Below are 18,377 nucleotides of genomic sequence, written 5' to 3' on the forward strand. Positions count from 1 at the left end.
AGTCAAATCTATCTCCAGCGAGCAAAATAAACCCTTGGTTGTGGACGGCGTCCCCCGCAGGAACGAGACCGAAAGCGCGTTGGACGGGACTGGCGTTCCCCGTATCGAAGCTCCGAAAGTCCGATCTCCGCTATTCCGGAACCATCGCGGCACGGCCCACGATATCACCGGCTCGGATTCGCTCGAGGAGTCGCCCGGTCTCGTCCATCTCGACCACCTCGCTCACGACGGGCTCGATAGTCCCCTCGGCGACGAGCTCAGCCGAGCGGGCGAACTCGTGTTTTGAGCAGTATCGGCTGCCGACGACCTCCGTCTCGCGGAACACCTGCGCTCGCGGAGACACGTCGAACGTCTGTCCGGGGAAGGTCGTCAAGTTGACGAGACGGCCCCGCGGACCGAGCAGCTCCGTCGCCTCCGCGAGGAGTTCCATCGACCCGGTGAAGTCGACGACCGAATCGAAGCCCGCGTCCCCGTCGAGCGCCGCCGACAGCGTCTGTCGGGCCGTATCGACGGTCCGTTTCGCGCCGAGTTCCCGGCAGCGCTCGAGCCCGTCCTCGCCCCGGTCTACCGCCGTCACTTCGCCGCCGAAGTACTGTGCGACCTGCACCAGGTGAATTCCCACGTCGCCCGCTGCACCGAGGACCAGTACCTCGTCGCCCGGTGCGACGTTCGCTCGTTGGTCCGCGACGTGATACGGCGTCGCCAGCGCGTCCGGAACGACCGTCGCGGCCACGGGGTCCAGCCGTTCTGGCAGTTCGAGCAGGTTCCCGGCAGGTAACCGCACGTACTCCGCAAATCCTCCGTCCGTATCGACGCCGACGAACCCGTCGAGGTTCTCACAAAGGGATTCGTTGCCGCGTCGACACGCGGAACAGTATCCGCAGTTCAGGTAGAAATACGAGCCGACGAGCGCACCTGCCTCCGGATGTGAAACGCCCGCGCCTGTCTCGCGAACGCGTCCGATTATCTCGTGCCCGGGGATTCGCGGCAGGTCATCGGGCGAACTGCCGAGGTCGCCGTTTACCACGTTGGACACGGTAAGTCCGACGCTCGTCGCCTCGACTTCGAGCAGCACTTCACCGTCCCCGGCCTTCGGTATCGGCCGATCGGCCAGATGGAGATTCCCACCCCACTCCTCGATTTGAAGACACTGCATCGTCTCCACCATGTGAGTCACATCGGTTGGTCGATAAAAAAGATTCCTCCCGATGAGCGCTGGGCTACGCCGCGTCGAGATAGCGTCCCATCGAACAGCGGGCCGCCGCTGGCTGAGAGGTACAGCCGCTACTTGCCGGGGAAATTGACGTATCGGTCGAGCTTCTCGCGGGCGTCTTCGGTCACCGACGAGCCGTGGAAGACGAGGCCGACGTCGAACTCGTACTCGAGCAACCGCTCGAGGCTCTCCTCGGCCTGATTCAGGTTCTGTGAATAGAAGGCCGGCGGGAGGTGGAAGTACCCCTCCGGTAACCCTCGCTGGTCGGCGCCGGAGACGGCATCACCCATCACTGCGATACCGGCCGACTCGTCTATCAGAGCGTGATTATCGGGCTCGTGTCCGGGGACGTGAACGGCGGTGAAGGGGCCGATACTGTCACTATCTCCGTATCGGTGGGTGGGTTCGTTGTCGACATCGGCCTCCGTTCGCTCCGGAACCCAGGTTTCGAGGTCGTACGCCTCTACGAGCGCGTCGAAGCCACCGATGTGGTCGCCGTCGCCGTGTGTGATGACGAGTCGTTCTGGCGTGACTCCCATCTCGTCGATGGTGTCGATCACCGCGCCTGCGGTCTCCCCCAGTCCGGCGTCGACAATCGTCGGCGTTCCGTTCGTGAACAAGTACACCCGATACCGCTTCCCGCTGTCCTCTGTCTCGCTCGTGATGTCGAACACACCGTCGGCTACTTCCGTTGGCATGCCTTCGGGTTTAGCCTACAGCTACAAAACCGTTGTTCCGTATCTGACCACACGTTCGGTCGACAGCGGGCCCGGCCCGGTTCGCGTCGCGGCGAACCCCCGTCCCGACGGCGTTTCGGATGGTTTTATGTGGTACTGTGGGATAGAGTGACAGACAGATGCGAAAAACGACATGAACCGGGAGTGCGCGCTCTCGGTGCTGGCGTGTTCGCTCGTCTCGGTCGGGTTCTTCGCGTCGCTGATCGCGCCAGCGAGCATTCTTCCGCTGCTGGTAACCGAGTTCGGCATCACGAGCACCGTCGCCGGGCTGTCGATAAGCGCCGTCTACGCGGGGTGGCTCCTGTTTCAGCTTCCGACCGGTTACCTCATCGACCGCGTCGAAATCGGCTCGCTGATGGCCGTCAGCGTCTCCCTATTCGTCGCCGCGGTGTTCGCGGGGAGCGCTTTGAACGGCTACACCGGCTTCCTTCTCTCGCGGTTCGTCGCGGGCATAACCGGTGGAGTGCTCTTCACTGCGAGCAACCAGATAGTCGGGGAGGCGGTGCCGGTGCGACACCGCGGAAAGGCGGTGACGGTCTTCACCGCCGGCGCGCCGGTCGGTTTTCTCCTCGGACAGATGGGCTCGCCTCTCGTCGCCGAACGATACGGGTGGTCGGTCGTCTTCCCCGTGTTCGCGCTCGTTACGCTCGTCGGTTATCTCCTCTTCCGACAGCTTCCAGGCAGGTACTCAGCCGACGCGGAGAGTATCTCCCTGCGAGGCTTCGTACAGACTGTATCCGACGAGACCGTACTACTGGTCTCCCTGGCCGCGTTCTGTACCAATTCGATGTACCTCTTCCTCAATTCGTGGATCCCGACGTTCGCCAGCGACGTTCACTCTCTACCGCTCGCAGAGGCCGGCGGCATCGCCGCGTTAATTCCCCTGATGGCGATCGTCGCCAGGCCCAGCGGCGGTTGGTTATCGGATCGGATCGGGCACCGACGGCGACCGGTCGTCCTCGCTTCCTTTCTCCTGTCGGTACCGGCCTTCGCACTCCTTGTCCGGCCCGTCGACGAGACGGGGTTCGCGGTGTTGCTATTGACGATCGGATTCAGTCTCCAACTGGCCGCCGGACTGTACTTCACCTACGTCCAGGAGCTCGTCCCGACGAACGTGACGGGGACGAGCCTCTCCGTTCTCACGACGTTCGCCGTCGGTGGCGCCTTAGTTGCACCCATCGCCGGTGGGTGGCTCATCGACGAGTTCTCGTGGTACGCCGCATTTCTGGCGAATATTCTCTTAGGCGTCGTCGGAATCGTCGCGATTGTCGTAGTGACCGAATCTCCCGGAACCGGATGAACTGCTGGTCGTAAAAACGACGAGGTGGTCTCGAATTAATCGGCGGAGATACCTCGTCTCGTTCCGCGGCAAATCCGACCGATTCTCAGCGCGTGTTCCAGATGAGCAGAGAGAAGAAGACGGCGGCGACCGCGGTGAGCGCGGCGAGCGCGAGGAACGCCTCGTCGAAGAGGTCCACGTCGGCCATCGTGCCCACGAAGATAGAGCCGGTCGCGCCGACGAGGAAGAAACACGTCCGCAGGAATCCCCACGACTCCCCCTGTGCCTCGTCGGAGAGCGTCTCGATGACTTACGAGTTCGCGACGGGCGCGATTCCTATGTGAGCCCTGAGGAGCGGCGAGATAGCCACCCACGTCACGCGCCCGTCGACCAGCGGGACGGCGACGAGCGAGACCACGCCGACGAGCGTGACGCCGACCAGGACCGAAGGGGCACCGTACCGGTCGGCCAGCGAACCCGCGACGAGTTGAGTGAGATCGCCGCCGACGAAGAGCAGGGCGAACATCCCCAAGGCGAGGTCCCGGCCGACGTGTTCGTGAGCGATGAGATACGTGGGAAAGAAGGCGGTCAGCCCCTGATACGTGAAGAGGTAGAACGTTAGGCCCAGTACCGTGAGGAGGAGACGCCGATCGCCGATCGCTTTCGGGATGCCGCCGACGGCCTCCCGAACGGGCGAAGCGGCGGTGCGCTCGCCGGCGGACGTGTCCGCGAGCGCGTCGATCGGGTCGGTGAGGAGAAGCCAGACGAGGATCGACGCGCCGACGAAGAGCGCGAACACCGGCGAGCCGAACAGCAACACCAGACTGCCAGCGCTGACGAAGAGACTGACGGTAAGTGCTACACGCTCCCCGACGTGGTCGGTAATCAGGCCCGCCGGGAACTGCGTCAGCGCGTAGAACGTCCAGACGGCGGTAACGGCGATGCTAGCAGTGGTGTTGTCGACACCGAACGTGGACTTGACTTGTGGGAGGAGGGCGGGGACGAGGAACCGAACTCCGAGTATCGATAGCCATCCGACGGCGATGATCGCCACATCCATCCCCGGCCGTTCCCCCGGAGACCACAAACGGCCGCAGCGGTACACTGGTGAAATCCGATCACATCGTCTACCTCGGGAGGAACGCGTATGAAAGGCACGCTCTATCCGGCTGATGAGTCGTGCGTTCATGCTTCGCCGATGGCGATTACCGGTAATGCACCGGTCGGTGTCCGAAGTTCGACCTCGCGACAGCACCGTTCGACCGATTCGGCTACGCGGAGCGGACGATTCGATGACGGAGGGTTCCGATTCCCTCGACCTCCAGTTCGACCGCATCGCCGTCCGAGAGTAGATCTCCGAGCTCGAGGCCACAGCCCCGACTGACGGTTCCACTCCCGATAACCTCGCCCGGATAGATCGTCTCGCTCGTCGAGACGTGGGCGACGATATCGGCGAACGTGTGATGCATCGTTCCGGGGCTTCCCTTCGACCAGGTGTTGCCGTTCACACGAGCAGTCATCTCGACCTCACCAACGTCGATTGCGTCGGCGGTCGTCAGATACGGCCCGAGTCCGTTTGCGAAGTCCTTCCCTTTGGCCGGGCCGAGGTTCGCCTCCATTTCGCGGAACTGCGTGTCGCGCGCGCTGAAGTCGTTGAAGACGGTGTATCCCGCGATATACTGGTCTGCCTCTTCGGCGTCGATGTCGCGGCCGCGTTTTCCGACGACCGCGGCCAGTTCGAGCTCGTAGTCCATCTCCTCGGAGTAGTTCGGCCACACCACGTCGGTATCCGGCGCGACGACGGAGTTGTGGTTTCCCTTGTAGTACACCGGCTGTTCGTGCCAGACGTCCGGGATATCGTCGCCGAAGGTGTTTTTGGTGTGTTCCTCGTACACCATCGCGTCGCGGAGAGACGCCGGCCGAGGGAGCGGACTCAACAGGTCGACCGCCTCAGCGTCGTATCGGAGTTGCCGGCCGTTCCAGCTCTCGGTGCTCTCGGCTCCGAACGTGTCGAGGACGCGTCGAGCGGCGTCCATCGCTCGCTGCCCGCGTTCGAGGAACGGTACCATCTCTGGCGGTGTTATAGCCGTCGCAACCTCGTACGGCGCGGAGTCGCCGTCCGCTTCGAGGAGCGCGGCGTGACCAACGGTGACGTCAAGATACGTGCTCTCGTCGGCGACGACGCCGAGTCTCGTCTGTCTCCCGATGGGAGAATCGACCGCGAAGGTCGCCAGACGCATCTCAGGTCCTCCTCGGTAATGCTGGTCTCGAATCGACGCTGGGGGTCCGTTCGACGCTCGTCGAACGGGGCACGCTCCTGTCCCTACAAATTGCGTTCATATTCCACTCGCTCTTTCTGCAGCGAGCCGAATAGGTGTTTGGTCGAATGGTGGTAGTGGCGGTGGTGGGGCATTCGTCGGCGTCTCCACTGCGATACCGGCCTATCGGTCGCCAGTGCTGAGAAGGGAGCGCTCGCTCTGGTAACCACCACTACATATCTTAAGGCGACCCAGGGGTTTAGAGATACCTACCGTCCAGCGAACTGCGAAAGCAGTAGTCAGTCAACCCAGCGTAAGCCGCTCTCCTCGTGGCGTGTTTTACGTAAGCTCACTCCTCACGGCATCGAGAACCACTGTTCAATATGGTAGAACGATAGAGAACGGCCCGCATAACGTCTAAAAGGTCGGTATCCCCATTTCGATGTGGGGCGGAGCAATTCATTGATGATTTCGCGTGCGGGCGCGGTCACTCCGCCTCTTCGACTGTATTCGAGAGTGTCCCTATTCCTTCGACCTCGATCTCGACGGTCTCACCCGGATGGAGTTGAATGTCCTGGAAGGCCCCAACCCCTTCCGGCGTCCCTGTCGCGATGATGTCGCCAGGTTCGAGTCGGACCCGAGATGAGACAAACGAAACCAGATCGGCGACCGAGCGGATCATCATACCCGTATTGTCATGCTGCATCGTCTCCCCATCGACTCGAGAAGAAATGTGTAAGTCCTGCGGGTCGTTGATTTCGTCGACAGCGACGTGGGGGCCGACTGGTGTCGTGTCCTGCATCGCCTTGCCTGAGAACCAATCCAGTAAATCGTCATCGCCCATCTGTAGACCCAACTGGAGGTCCCGCGCGGACGTGTCGTTGAGGAGCGTATAGCCGGCGACGTAGTCTAGCGCTTCGTCGGCGGTGACGTGTCGTGCTGGCTCCCCAATGACGGCCGCCAGCTCCGCCTCGTAGTCGATCTCCTCGGTGATGTGAGTGTGATACGATATCGGTTCTTCGTGACCAACCAGTGTCCGGGGAAGTTTCATGAACATGAGCGGCCAATCCGGCACCGCGATGTTCGATTCCTCGGCATGGGCCTCGTAGTTGAGCGCCGCGCAGAAGACGGTGTTCTTCGCCGTCACCGGGGGGAGATACGTGAGGTCCTCGACGTCGTAGGTCTCTCCGCCAATGTCGACGGCGTCCTGTGGTCGCGAAATCGCGTCCTGAAACCCGTCGAATTCGCTCGTCACGTCCCGGACGACGTCGCCTTCGAATATCCCGATACGCGCTTCGCCACTCTTCTGGAAGCGTCCAATACGCATACGTTCGGTCCGTAGGGCTAATGCTTATTAGTTCTCCTTCCGGCAACGTCCAGTATCGGTCGATCAGGGGAGTACCGGCGGGTGTATAGACAGAACGACTAATAGGACGGCGCCCTTCGTGCCAATATGTCACTTGACCTTCTATCCGAGTTCGATTCACGTCCAGACACTGAAGAGGTCCACAGTACGGAGCTATCCGAGACCGACGACGTACTGTTGAAAGCGGTCGCGCTGGGTCCGGGGGCCAACGTCGAACCGCACACCCACTCCGACGCGACGAACGTCTTTCACATTATGCGCGGCACTCTGACAGTCAAACAGGGCTCCGAAGAAGAGCGGATCACGGCGCCGGGGACCGTTCTGAGCGAACGCGGGGAGCTTCACGGTGCACGCAACGAAGGCGACGAAGTGGCCGTCATGACCGTTAGCCTCTGCCCCCTCCCCGAATGACGCAAGTTCACCTGCGCTGCGGGCATCGGCTCTCCTCTCGGTGGCCGGTACCGACCAACGAGGGGCTACGGATGAATTCCGTGGCAAGGGAGTGTGAGAGACGATGACGAAGCGAGCGGTGTTGCGGACCTATCAGGAGATTCTCGAACAGTTGACCGACGAGATGCTGACGGTCGTCAAAGAGGAGTTCGGTGGCGGCATCCTCGGCTCTCTCGCCAGTACGGGCGTCGGAAAGGTCACTAAGCGGCTTCAAGCTGAGATGGAGACACAGGGTCGTATCGTCGTTGAGTACGCTGCCGCCCTCGCCCGCGACGAAGATGGGAGACGATACGAACGCCGATTTCTCCAGACGAACCCGGTCTATCGGCGCTACGACGGCGACGACGAATCCGAACTCGAAGCGCATCTCCTCAACCACTTCGAGCAGGTAGGCATGGATCTCGAACCGTTGGTAGCTTCCGAACACGACGACTTCTGGCACGCGATGAGCGACGAGTACAACCGCGAGGCCGCCGAGGCGCTCATTGACCGCCACTTCGACCAAGCTGAGACATTTAAGCGCTTCAAGGGTGGGATATTCACGTCTTCGACGGTCGCCGAGAAGGTAATCTCGGTCGTCGAAGAAGGTGAATTCCGGCTTAGAGACGACTTATACGCAAGGCTCGACGACGTGTACGAGGAATCCTGAGACGTCTATTGGCGCAGTCGGCGGCACGTAGAGCCGTCCTGTATCGCTGGAGTTGTACCGCTCACCTTCTTCGCATGCCGAACACCCCGAGGAAGAACGTTGACCGGGGCGGTCGGTCACGAGTGGCGCTATGCGGCGGTTGGCGCGGTCGGAGCCATCGACGTGTTTGAGACGCTCTTATGTAGAATTGCGGAAAGCCCTGATAACGAGGCAGTCAACGATTGACTTGGTGGATCCTTCGTCCAGAGTGAGTGAACGAACGATGCCGAAGGTGTGAGTGGCCTGTTCCAAGCCCTGCTTGGACAGGCCGCGGAACTTCCGCAGCCACGGTTGGACGAGCGAAAACAGGCACTCAGCTTGGTTAATGTGGACCCCCTCGGCGATACGTACGTCTCTTTGTGCACGACCGTTCGGTGGTCACGCTCCATCTCTCGGTAGGCTTGGAGTCCGTCGGTCCAGACCTCTCCCAGTGGCTGGGAGAGGTCTTCAGCCTCCTGGATTACTGGTTCAAGATCGCCGCTGTAGTCGATACCGAGTTGGCCGCGGATCACACGAAGCGAGTCGCGGCACGCCGCGACGAGCGTCAACTGATCACCGTGACGCCCTCGCCAGCGTGATCGGCCTGTCTGGGACGAGCCGCCGCGAGAACGGCTGTTCCGCGGCGGCTCTTGGCCTTTGTAGCCCGAACAGACCTGGCCTGATTCGTCGATTTGCGTCGGTCCATCGATGGTTTGGTCGAGGAGGCTCCAGACAACGGGAAAGCCGCGCTGAACCGCGGCTTCCACCTCTCGAATCGCCGTGTGAACGGTTCTGTAGACCCGACCGAGGAATGGCGCAATCTGGTTGATACTGAGCAACGTACTGCGTAGAGCGTGAACGCGAGAAGTACCTCACCGCAGGAGAGGTGCTTCTCGTGGAACGGCGTTCCGTAGGTGAAAACTGGCTTAAAATTGCAATCACGGCACCAGATTCGGTCGATTTCCTCCCACGTGACGGTGCTCTGGTGGCCGCACCGTGGACAAGACTTATTCTCCCAAAATTCCTTGAGTCGCCGCTCGATGCGGGCATCGAGCGGCTCCGTACTGACGTCGACGACGCCCAGCTCAATCAGCTGCCGAAACATCCCGCCGAACGCTGGCTGAGCAGAAGACATATCGCCAAATTAGCGTCTGCTCAGTGTAACTATACGGTCTTTCCGCAGCTTTGCATAAGAGCGTTTGAGAAGACGAGGGTAAATGGGAGGAATCGGTGGTCCTCCCGTACACGCACGAGTGTCACAGGTGGCGCACAATGGCACATGGCAGGCGAACTGAGACGACTGCAACGCTGGGAATGGTTGAGCCTGACGCTGTTCGGTAGTGCCGTCACCAGCCGCCTACGAATCACTATTTCTACCTTCAATCATATATATATATATATATACATATATTTCTCCCTACTCTGGCGTGTGTAACATGTCAGTCGACCCCACTATCTGACGTCCTCCGGCGTGTCAACATCGCGGCGCACGCCGGAATCGCCCGTTTCGACGAGTACCGCATCCGGAGACTCTCGGAGAATATCGCGGCCACCGACGTCACCTGACAGCGCCGTCAACGCTTCGAAGTGGCCGCTATCGAATAGGACTGGGTTTCCGCGCTTTCCGTCGTTCGCCGCTGCGATTGCCGTTCCCAACCCGGCTTCGTACGCCGCGACCACGGACTTGACCGCATCGGTCGAAACGTAGGGCATGTCGCCGAGCCCGACGAGAATGGCGTCGGCCCCTTGCCCGGCCGCGTAGGCGACGCCTTCCCGGACCGACGTGCTCTGTCCTTCCTCGTAGCTTTCGTTTTCGGTGACGTCCACGGCGATCCCCTCCACGGCGGCGAGAACAGCGTCCGACTCGTACCCGACGACCACGACGACGCCGGCGAGGTCGGCATCGATCATAGTCTTGGCGGCGTGTCGCACTATCGGTCGGCCGTCCACCGGTTCGAGAAGTTTGTTCTCGTCGCCGAACCGCGTGCTCGTCCCGGCAGCCAGTACAATTCCCCAGACCGACGACGAGGTGCTCGCGACAGTCTTGGGCGGCGACAGTACCGGGAGTGCCTGCTCGGTCATTCTACCACCGGATATGGCGTGACATCGACGATGTCCCCCTTCTCTAACGGAGTCTGCGTGAGCACGAAGCCGTCCGCGCGCGTCGCACGCGTGCTCGAAGAAAGGACACTCGGATCGAACGTCTCGTCGTACACCGCTAGCGGGGAGTCGGCGTGGCCCATCGGGACCGCCGTTCCATCGTCCACGAGGACGGGCACGGCATATTCGAAACCTTCCGGCCGAGACCGACGTCGGAGGCGAGCGTCGCCTCAACTGTCGGTGTCGTCCCGTCGCCCGTGAAGAACGGCTGCATGACCAGCGTCGCTATCGTATGGGCACCGAGGGGCTTTCCCGGAATAGCGACCGCAACCGCGTCGGGAGTTGCGCCACTGCAATCGGCTTGCCCGGCCGGAGACGGACTCGGTGAAACAGCACGTCGCCGAGTTCGGAGAGCGCGCGGATGACGTGGTCTTTGTGCCCGACGCTAGTCCCGCCGGTCGTGACGACGACGTCGTGTTCGGCTTCGAGCGAGCTGATTCGGTCCCGGACCCGCTTGAAGTCGTCGGGGACGGACCCCGCGTACGTCGCGTCGTGACCCCACGATCGCACGAGTCCCGCGAGCATGGCGGAGTCAAGGTCGCGCGCACGACCCTCGTGAATCTCCGTGCCCGTCGCAAGGACGCCCGTCGAGAACGGCGCGTGGACATCGACGCTATCGACACCGAGGTCGCCGAGCAAGATCGCGTCTTTCGGCGAGAGTCGCTCGCCGGCCTCAAACAAGCGTTCGCCCGCAGCCACGTTGCTCCCCCGTTCGTATACGTAGGTCCCCGGCGAGAGAGACGCGCCAGTCAGTTGCCCCGCGTCGACGGTCGCTTCTTCGCGTTTCAGGACGGCGTTCGCTCCTTCGGGAAGCGGCGCGCCGGTCGCTATCTCGACCGCTTCGCCGGGACCGAGCTCAGACGGTTCGCTCTCCGGAAAGACCTCCTCGGAGACGACCGAGAGCGGGTACTCGTCTGCGGCGTTGAAGGCGAAGCCGTCCATCGTCGCGTGGTCCCGCGCCGGGAGGTCCTGCTCGGCGACCACGTCGGTGGCTAGTGTGCGCCCGGAGAGAGACCCCAGGGAGACGCTCTCGGTTGAGAGTCCCGCGAGCGTTCGCTGGCGGAGGTCCTGAACTTGACGCACGGCGTCGGCGCGCCACTCCATGTCATCGTGTTCGTGAGCCATGACTCGGGGTACGGCCACGTACGCAAAAAGGATTGCCTCCGCCGGTCGGCGCGACTCGGTATAATTCGGAGCGACCTTACACGTACTTCTCGTTCATCACCCAGTCGCATGCGTCGTTCTGAACCAGATTCTCCCCGTAAGGGCATCCGGTTCTCGGCCGTCTCGCGAATTACCACCATGGTCATCTCGCCCATCGAACGGAGGTCGTCGTTTTTATTAAGACACCCTATGAGGTACCCATGGTGTGCTGTGTTGAATAGGGGTACGGCGCGGTGATCATAGTGAATCACAGAGTTGTTCGATGTTCGAGATGGCGAATATGAGGAAGATTTCACGAAACTCACGATACCAGGTTTGCGCTCGCACGGCATCGCCGAGCGAGCGCTTCACGGACGAATACGATGTTTCAGCCATCCAGCGTTGGGTATAGTCGCGTTCTCGAATGAGAGCGTTGTTGCTGATAGCGTTCGCAGACGACCCACGGTAGTGAATCAACGGCTCGACGCCGAGGCTGTAGAACTCGTACTCGGAGTGCCAGTCCTGAAAGCCGTTGTCAGCAGCGACGGTATGCAGGTCGTCCGCGTTCCGGCGGACGACCTGCGGCCCGGATTTCGTATCATGACGCCACTGTGCGTGACACTGCACGTCGAGGACAGCAAGTGATGCCGTATCGGTCAGCGTCGTCACTTTCATGGTTTCAACCGTCGGTTAGACCGATCAAGATAGTGCGCAGATGCGTGGCCTCGATCGAAGAACGTGCTGTCGAGAGCGGCGTATCCAGACTGCGGGAGTTGCTGCGCTGAAACGCGCAGCAACGCCCGCCAGACCCACATCTTGAACCGGTCAAACGACTTGTTCAGCGTCGTGTAATCCGGGACGTCCCCCTTCCCTAGTTCGAGTACGTCCCGAATTTCGCTCATGTACTTCAGCCGGCTTTCGGTTTCACGGAAGCTGTATTCCTTTTCACGCCGAAATCCGTGAATGACGACGTGCTTCCAGCGGGCGAACCCGCCGGTGGCGGGCTCGCCCGCGTGCTTTCCCAAGGCTTGGTTGGATAGCCGCTTGAACTTCTGAACGAAGCCGAGGATATCGACTTCCACCATAATCGACTTCCTCGGCTTCGTCCTTACTGATTTGACGGTCTATCCCGACGCCGTCTGTCTATTCAACACAGCACCATGGTGGGTGACGTGAATGCGGTGACAGTTTTGGCCGAACCCCTCGTTATCGAGAGGATCGACGATCTCGATGACGCTCTCGCCGACGTGGTAGCGGTAGCGCGAGTGCATCTCCCGGTATGGACGGAATTCGCCCGTTCATAGAGCCAATCGTGGTCCCGCTCGATATTGACCGCCCACTCTGGGTTGCCGACGAGCTCGGGCATGTCTCTATCAACTGTGGACGCATCCCCTCTTTTTCCGCGACGGACTATACCACCTTGAGGACGTAGCCCGACGTGTGTTCGAATGCAACCATGTTGAATTTTACTGGCGCAGGACAGGTGTCCAATGCCGCCTTGACGCCACCCATCACCCGGTCGTACGCTCCGCTCTGCGTAATTTCGCGGAACGCACCGGGGTCGAGAGCGTTCTGCGAGACGTTCACGTGTTTGATCCCGGCATTAATGAGCAACTCGGCGCGTCCCGGGAGAGGCGTCCCGTTCGTCATCACGAACACCTCCATCTTGTCTGGGGTTCGTCGAACGATTTCTTCCGAAACCCATCGCAACACCAGCTCACCGCCGGTGCCCTTCATCGTGTCAACGTCGAATTCTCGAGCGGCTTCGAGAAACCGGATGACGTCGTCAGTGACCAACTTCTTGTCTGGCGGTTATATTGGCCCGCGCGCGTTACCGGGTTCCTCGTTGCGACAGTCGACCCAATCGAAGTTATAGCGGTCAGTGAGCGAGACTCGGACACCTATCACTTCCCGGTCGAAATCGTCGGCGGGCATATTGGACCGAATTATGCTTGTTTTCGGCTAAAGACGTCGCGAATTCGGTGCCCGCTGTACGACGCCGGCACCGTTCGCTCATTGTTGGAGACACTGAATGGCGGTGACGATCGGAGCTACGACGACGGCGGGGTAACTCGGTCGTGAATCGGTCCTTCGACGTCCTTGAGTCGCCCGCCGGATCGACCGTTGTGAACGGCCAGAACCTCGCTGACGATGCTGAGCGCGATGTGTACTGGTTCACCGCCGCCGATATCGAGCCCTACCGGCGTCGAGACGCGTTCGAGCTGATCAGCAGTGAGCTCCGTCCCCTCCGACGAGAGCTCTTCGCGGAGCTCCTCGAACCTCTCTCGCGGTCCCATCAAACCGATGTACGGTACAGCCGTCTCCTTTAGGAGCGTCTTCAGCGCCAAGCGGTCGTCGATGATGTTATGCGACATGACGACGGCGTAGGTCAATTCGTCGGCGTGGTCCTTGACGTCGGTTGGATGCGAGGCGACGACTTCGTGGGCGTGTGGGAACGCCTCTGTTGATGCCTGCGCCCCGCGCGGTGAGGCGACGATGACCTTGAAACCCACCTGGCGGCCGAGACGCGAGATGGGGAGGACATCGTTCTGACTGCCGAAAAGGAGGAGCCGCGGAATCGGTTCGAGACAGTCCACGAAGATGGTCACCGATCCATTGTCCGTCCTCCGCTCTATGACCGTCGAACCGCCGTCGGAGCGGAGTTCACCCACCGCAGGTCGGAGGCTGGCCACCAGTTCGTCGGGGAGCGACTCTCTGTCTTCAGCCGGAATCGGGTCGCCGATTGCATCAAGTAGGGTTCTATCTCCGATCGAGACAGCAGAGTCGGTCGAATTGACGGCGGTGAGAACTGTGACCGGGTCCCGCTCTTCCAACGCCGCCAGTCCTCCGTCAAGCGACCCGTCGATAGGTTCTAACAGAATGTCGACTATCCCGTTACAGCCCAGTCCCAGCCCCCACTGTGTATCGTCCATCAGGTCGAACGTCTCGACACGGACCTGCCCGTCTTCTAGTACCTGTGCCGCGATGTCAGCGACCGGCCCCTCTAGACACCCAGCAGTGATGGCACCGAGGTTCTCATTGCTAGGTGAGACCAGCATCTTCGCTCCGGGTCGCCGATACGCCGACCCCTCGACGTCGACTATCGTCGCGAGGACGGCCAGGTCGTCGTCCGCCACTCGCCGACGAAGTTCGCGGTACAACGTCGCCGTGGAGGCACTCCAGGGATCGAATTCCGTCGGATCACTCATACCTGCATCATCGTCTTGCTCGTATATTTATCTGTTCCCTACGTCGGAGAGCGGGTCCGGTCCACCGACACAAGTGGCGGATAGCAAGCCTCCGAATCCGGTCCGGTGGAAACTATCAAGAAGTGCTCATTCCGGGAGTGCACGAGTCGCCATTGTTTTGAACATCGCGACGACGCGTTCACCGGGCGAGAGAGACAATTCTTCGAGTGGGTCGCGCGTGACTAACACCGGCAGCGAGAACACCCCGTCAACGTCAACGATGACACGGCCAGTCGTCTCCCAGTGCTGCACATCGTCAACCGCCCTCTCGAACCGGTTGCGCGCGCTGGTCCCCCCGACGGCGGTGCCGACGCCCGACTGTGGAGGGTGACGCCGTCGACTCTGAGGACGACGTGGACTGCCGGGCCGGGGCCCGAGGCGAGCGCTTGAATGGTACCGGCAGCGGTCTCGACTGTCGCCAGTTTGCCGTCGTGAGCGACGACTGTCCAAGGGATGGTGACCTCCTCAACTAATACCGTGTCTTCGAGCGCTGCCTTGAGCCGGGCGAACTTCGCGAGGACGTCGCGGCCCTCATCGGGCTGTCGGCTCCCGCCGTCGTCGCCCCCCGGCGACGCGCTACGAACTGTTCCGAGTTCCGATTCGAGAGCCGTGACACGCTTTTGCGCCCCCGAGTACGAGCGTCCGAGAGACGACTCCGCGGCGTTCAGCAATCCCTCGTCGTAGATAGCCCGGAGTAACGCCGCATCGTCTCCGTCGAACGTGTCTGACCCGATTCGGAGGTGGGCTTCGAAGCCAGCGTCCATACGGTGTCCACGGGTCGAAACCGTTATGTCTGCTTTGGCATAATAATGGGCCATGGAGCACTCACGGCGACAGGTTCTCGGGGCGATGGGGGCTGGAACCATCCTCGCCGGGGGGTTCGCTGTCTCCAGCGGCCGTCAGCGGGATGACGTCACTATCCTCGCAGCCGGGAGTTTGAACGACGCGCTCGAAAACGGTCTCAGGTCGGACGTGGACGTGCCCCTCAGAATCGAGGCACACGGGTCCGCTCGGGTCGCTCGCCTCGTGGCGGACAAACAAAAAAACCCGGACATCGTCTCGGTCGCAGATGTAGCGCTGTTCGACTCGCCACTCTCTCCGAAGTGGTTCTGCGAGTTCGCGACGAACTCGCTCGTCGTCGCCTATAACCCGGAGACGGAAGGCGGACGAAGAGTCGCTGACGCCGGGAGTGACGGCTGGTACCGGCCGCTGTCGAACGGGGAAGTCACGCTCGGCCGCACCGACCCGGACCTGGATCCTCTCGGCTATCGGACACTGTTCATGCTTGAACTCGCGACGAGTCACTACGGGACCGACACCCCCCTTCGGGAGGTGGCCACCCAGCGGAGTCGAACGTATCCGGAGACCCGACTCGTTAGCCAGTTCGAGACGGGATCGATAGACGCGGCGGTCACGTACCGAAACATGGCCGTCGAGCGCGGTTACAACTACCTCGAACTTCCCCCGGAGATCGACTTGAGTGACCCCCGCTACGCCGATCGATACGCGACGGCGGACTACGAACTGCCGAGCGGAAAGACGGTCAAGGGCACAGTCATCAGTTACGCCACGACCGCCCGTGACCGGCGTCAGTCCGTCGTCGAGGTCTTCGAGACGCACGCAACGGACGACTATCTGACCGACTTCGGATTCGCTGTCCCCGACAAGTATCCTCAATACACCGATAATGCTCCCGACGTGTTCACGATTTAACGGCGCTGGCCGTCACGTCGACTGGCTTTCGACCACGCTCTTGCTTGGGGGGCTGTTGATCTGTTATTACGTCGTCCCGCTTCTTATCCTCTTGTTCAGTCAACCGCTCGGTACTGTGCTCCACCAGCTGACGGACCCAGCGGTCGTCTCCGCGGCGACGACCTCGCTTACGGGGGCGTCTATAAGCACGACGCTCGGAGCACTGTTCGGGTTGCCGCTCGCCTACTGGCTGGCACGAATGCACGGGCGGTTACAGACGCTCGTGACGACGTTCGTCGTCCTCCCGCTCGTCCTCCCGCCCGTTGTAAGCGGGATGGTCCTGCTGACGGTTGTCGGGCCGAATACCGCGCTCGGGAGCATCGCGGCGGCGAACGGCGTCCCGCTGACCGGGTCGCTCGCCGGTGTCGTCCTAGCGCAGACGTTCGTCTCTTCGCCCTTCGTCGTCGTCACCGCCAAGGCGGCGTTCGAGGGCGTCGACCAGCGTCTCGAAGACGCTTCTCGTTCGCTCGGCGAGAATCGAATGGCGACGTTTCGGCGGGTAACGTTCCCGCTTGCGTGGCCGGGAATCGTCGCCGGCGTCACGCTGGCGTTCGCCCGGTCCCTCGGCGAGTTCGGCGCGACGATTATGCTCGCTTATTATCCGAGGACGATGCCAGTCCAGATATGGACCTCGTTCACCACCCAGGGGCTGGAGACCGCCTTCGCCGTCTCCATTATCTTAATCGGTATCGCCGTCGCGACGCTCGTCGTGCTTAACTTTCTAGGGATGAACCCCTTAGAGTGAGATTGTTAGAGCGAACCGACCTCTCGGTGTCGTAGGCCTGCTTCGAGCGAATTAGTGACGCGTCTGCTACTCGCGTGGCCGCTTCCCTTTGGGACGACGGGATATACCCGCTCGGTGAAACCTGTGGTCTCACCACGCGATCTCGCTTCCGACTCCCACCGACTCGTAGGTATCGGGGAAGTGCGACGCCAATATTCGGTTGCCTGTCGGTCCCGTACAATGCGAGGGAGCGAGGAGCCCGAGTCGGCCGTCCAGCCAATCGGCGATGTCTCTTATCTCTGCCTCGTCCAGGGCTGTGAGATGAGTGCCGCCTATCACCCCTCGGACGGTACTCCCGGTCACCGATTCGGCGTGTTCAACCGTGTTCCGGAGGCCGGCGTGACAGCACCCACAGACCAGGACGGTCCCGTCGTCAGTCTCGACCGCGATTGACTGGTCGTCCAGGACCTGGTCCGGCCGTGTATCGCCGTTGGCCTCCACCACTTCGCCGACTGGATTGTCCGGATACTTACGGGGGACTTCACCGAGTGCATAGACACCCGGGCTGACTTCTATAGGCTCTTTATGCGTCACGACTTTGGTGGCGGCCTCGATACGTGCGCGTCGGTCCGGCATCCCGATATAAGTCCCATCGAGAAGCTTCGTATCGAAGGCGTTCGGATGTGCGTAAACCTTCTCGGTGTCGTTGAGGAACGCGCCGAGGCCGCCAGTGTGGTCGTAGTGGCCGTGGCTGAGTACGATCTCAGAATACCCCGTCGGGAGGTCCAAGCGTTCCGCGTTGGCAGCCGCGAGTCCGGTCTGGCCGGTGTCGAATAGCACACCGTCGACGGTAGCGGCGAAGCCGTGCTCCGCCTGCAAGCCCACCGGTCGCGTCTCGGCCACGTAATCGTCTACGAGGATTCGAATCGTCGTCATCGTCTCGACTTGGGCCGTCGATTGCTAAATAGCTTGGTCTGACTCGGCCGCCAAATCCGACTGATAGCTGTCGACGGAGCGGCGTAGTATACGCCGGAATTGGTTGAGTTCCTCCTCCACGCGGTGCGCGTCGAGAAACTCGCAGTCACTACCGGTGGATTATTGCGAAACTCGACGTACCGCTCTGTCTTTTCGCTGGCGCCTTCGATCACTGCGGTTCCGTGAGAGACGAGCGCCATGTCGAACCCGTAGGGGAGTAGCGTCGCGAAAGAAGCCTCGCCCGCGGCCGATAGTCGGTGAATATCTCAGGCAAAATCAACTATCCCGGTTGCAGTCCCCGTAGATCCGACCCGACAACCATGTCGCCCGTCACGGCTATCCCCGTCGACGAGTACCGACGAACCAGGGGTGTGCCCCGCGCTTGAACTGCCTCCCATCGGCCGA

15 protein-coding genes and 5 pseudogenes are annotated in these 18,377 nt (G+C 61.5%); 5 read left to right on the top strand and 15 right to left on the bottom strand.

Going from position 1 to position 18,377, the window contains the following annotated elements:
• Window positions 1–130: 130 nt before the first annotated feature.
• Together G9465_RS23155 and G9465_RS23160 are read right to left on the bottom strand one after the other, a co-directional pair.
• The gene (locus tag G9465_RS23155) at window positions 131–1,168 is read right to left on the bottom strand and encodes an alcohol dehydrogenase catalytic domain-containing protein (RefSeq protein ID WP_166975260.1); all 1,038 of its coding nucleotides are present in this window, start codon (window positions 1,166–1,168) and stop codon (window positions 131–133) included.
• Between the two features lie 116 nt (window positions 1,169–1,284).
• Window positions 1,285–1,911, bottom strand: coding sequence for an MBL fold metallo-hydrolase (locus tag G9465_RS23160; protein ID WP_166975263.1), 627 nt, complete (start codon window positions 1,909–1,911; stop codon window positions 1,285–1,287).
• A gap of 172 nt (window positions 1,912–2,083) precedes the next feature.
• On the opposite strand from G9465_RS23160, the gene G9465_RS23165 reads away from it, so the two are divergent.
• Window positions 2,084–3,250: an MFS transporter gene (locus tag G9465_RS23165; RefSeq protein WP_166975266.1), complete on the top strand. Its 1,167-nt coding sequence runs from the start codon at window positions 2,084–2,086 to the stop codon at window positions 3,248–3,250.
• A gap of 289 nt (window positions 3,251–3,539) precedes the next feature.
• On the opposite strand, the gene G9465_RS23170 is transcribed toward G9465_RS23165, so the two are convergent.
• From G9465_RS23170 to G9465_RS23180, 3 genes are all read right to left on the bottom strand, one after another.
• Entirely contained in the window at window positions 3,540–4,283 is a 744-nt protein-coding gene (locus G9465_RS23170; protein WP_166975269.1) for an MFS transporter, read from the bottom strand.
• A 217-nt stretch (window positions 4,284–4,500) separates the two neighbouring features.
• Window positions 4,501–5,469 carry a fumarylacetoacetate hydrolase family protein gene (locus G9465_RS23175; protein WP_166975273.1) on the bottom strand — a complete coding sequence of 323 codons (969 nt, stop codon included), beginning with the start codon at window positions 5,467–5,469 and terminating at the stop codon, window positions 4,501–4,503.
• Window positions 5,470–5,974: 505 nt separating this feature from the next.
• Entirely contained in the window at window positions 5,975–6,814 is an 840-nt protein-coding gene (locus G9465_RS23180; RefSeq protein WP_166975276.1) for a fumarylacetoacetate hydrolase family protein, read from the bottom strand.
• A 126-nt stretch (window positions 6,815–6,940) separates the two neighbouring features.
• On the opposite strand from G9465_RS23180, the gene G9465_RS23185 reads away from it, so the two are divergent.
• Together G9465_RS23185 and G9465_RS23190 are read left to right on the top strand one after the other, a co-directional pair.
• Window positions 6,941–7,264: a cupin domain-containing protein gene (locus G9465_RS23185; protein ID WP_166975279.1), complete on the top strand. Its 324-nt coding sequence runs from the start codon at window positions 6,941–6,943 to the stop codon at window positions 7,262–7,264.
• Window positions 7,265–7,367: 103 nt separating this feature from the next.
• Entirely contained in the window at window positions 7,368–7,952 is a 585-nt protein-coding gene (locus G9465_RS23190; protein ID WP_166975282.1) for a hypothetical protein, read from the top strand.
• Between the two features lie 177 nt (window positions 7,953–8,129).
• Here G9465_RS23190 and G9465_RS23195 read toward each other — a convergent pair.
• From G9465_RS23195 to G9465_RS23225, 9 genes and pseudogenes are all read right to left on the bottom strand, one after another.
• Window positions 8,130–9,105 (bottom strand): annotated as a pseudogene (locus G9465_RS23195) (IS1595 family transposase).
• Between the two features lie 317 nt (window positions 9,106–9,422).
• A complete protein-coding gene (locus tag G9465_RS23200) occupies window positions 9,423–10,052 on the bottom strand; it encodes a nucleotidyltransferase family protein (protein WP_166975285.1) in 630 nt (209 codons plus the stop codon).
• Window positions 10,049–11,255 (bottom strand): annotated as a pseudogene (locus G9465_RS23205) (molybdopterin molybdotransferase MoeA). Before G9465_RS23205 ends, G9465_RS23200 begins: the two are co-directional and overlap by 4 nt.
• A 76-nt stretch (window positions 11,256–11,331) precedes the next feature.
• A pseudogene (locus G9465_RS25925) lies at window positions 11,332–11,500 on the bottom strand (GTP 3',8-cyclase MoaA); the annotation flags it as partial.
• A gap of 31 nt (window positions 11,501–11,531) precedes the next feature.
• Window positions 11,532–12,355: pseudogene (locus G9465_RS23210) on the bottom strand (IS5 family transposase).
• Between the two features lie 75 nt (window positions 12,356–12,430).
• Window positions 12,431–13,208, bottom strand: a pseudogene (locus tag G9465_RS23215) (radical SAM protein); the annotation flags it as partial.
• 116 nt (window positions 13,209–13,324) lie between these two features.
• On the bottom strand, window positions 13,325–14,482 hold the full coding sequence (locus G9465_RS23220) for an XdhC family protein (RefSeq protein WP_166975287.1): 1,158 nt from the start codon (window positions 14,480–14,482) through the stop codon (window positions 13,325–13,327).
• A gap of 126 nt (window positions 14,483–14,608) precedes the next feature.
• Window positions 14,609–14,773, bottom strand: coding sequence for a TOBE domain-containing protein (locus G9465_RS25930; RefSeq protein WP_227015879.1), 165 nt, complete (start codon window positions 14,771–14,773; stop codon window positions 14,609–14,611).
• Window positions 14,704–15,285 carry a winged helix-turn-helix domain-containing protein gene (locus G9465_RS23225; protein ID WP_227015885.1) on the bottom strand — a complete coding sequence of 194 codons (582 nt, stop codon included), beginning with the start codon at window positions 15,283–15,285 and terminating at the stop codon, window positions 14,704–14,706. Before G9465_RS23225 ends, G9465_RS25930 begins: the two co-directional genes overlap by 70 nt.
• Before the next feature lie 52 nt (window positions 15,286–15,337).
• On the opposite strand from G9465_RS23225, the gene G9465_RS23230 reads away from it, so the two are divergent.
• Together G9465_RS23230 and G9465_RS23235 are read left to right on the top strand one after the other, a co-directional pair.
• Window positions 15,338–16,234, top strand: coding sequence for an extracellular solute-binding protein (locus G9465_RS23230; RefSeq protein WP_166975289.1), 897 nt, complete (start codon window positions 15,338–15,340; stop codon window positions 16,232–16,234).
• Entirely contained in the window at window positions 16,209–17,018 is an 810-nt protein-coding gene (locus G9465_RS23235) for an ABC transporter permease (RefSeq protein WP_166975292.1), read from the top strand. The genes G9465_RS23230 and G9465_RS23235 overlap by 26 nt, the downstream gene beginning before the upstream one ends.
• A 129-nt stretch (window positions 17,019–17,147) precedes the next feature.
• Here G9465_RS23235 and G9465_RS23240 read toward each other — a convergent pair whose 3' ends face one another.
• Window positions 17,148–17,933 (bottom strand): MBL fold metallo-hydrolase, encoded by a 786-nt coding sequence (locus G9465_RS23240; RefSeq protein ID WP_166975295.1) that lies wholly within the window; start codon window positions 17,931–17,933, stop codon window positions 17,148–17,150.
• Window positions 17,934–18,377 lie beyond the last annotated feature (444 nt).

It is taken from the genome of Haloarcula sp. JP-L23, assembly GCF_011602445.1.
Taxonomy (GTDB): Archaea; Halobacteriota; Halobacteria; order Halobacteriales; family Haloarculaceae; genus Haloarcula; species Haloarcula pellucida.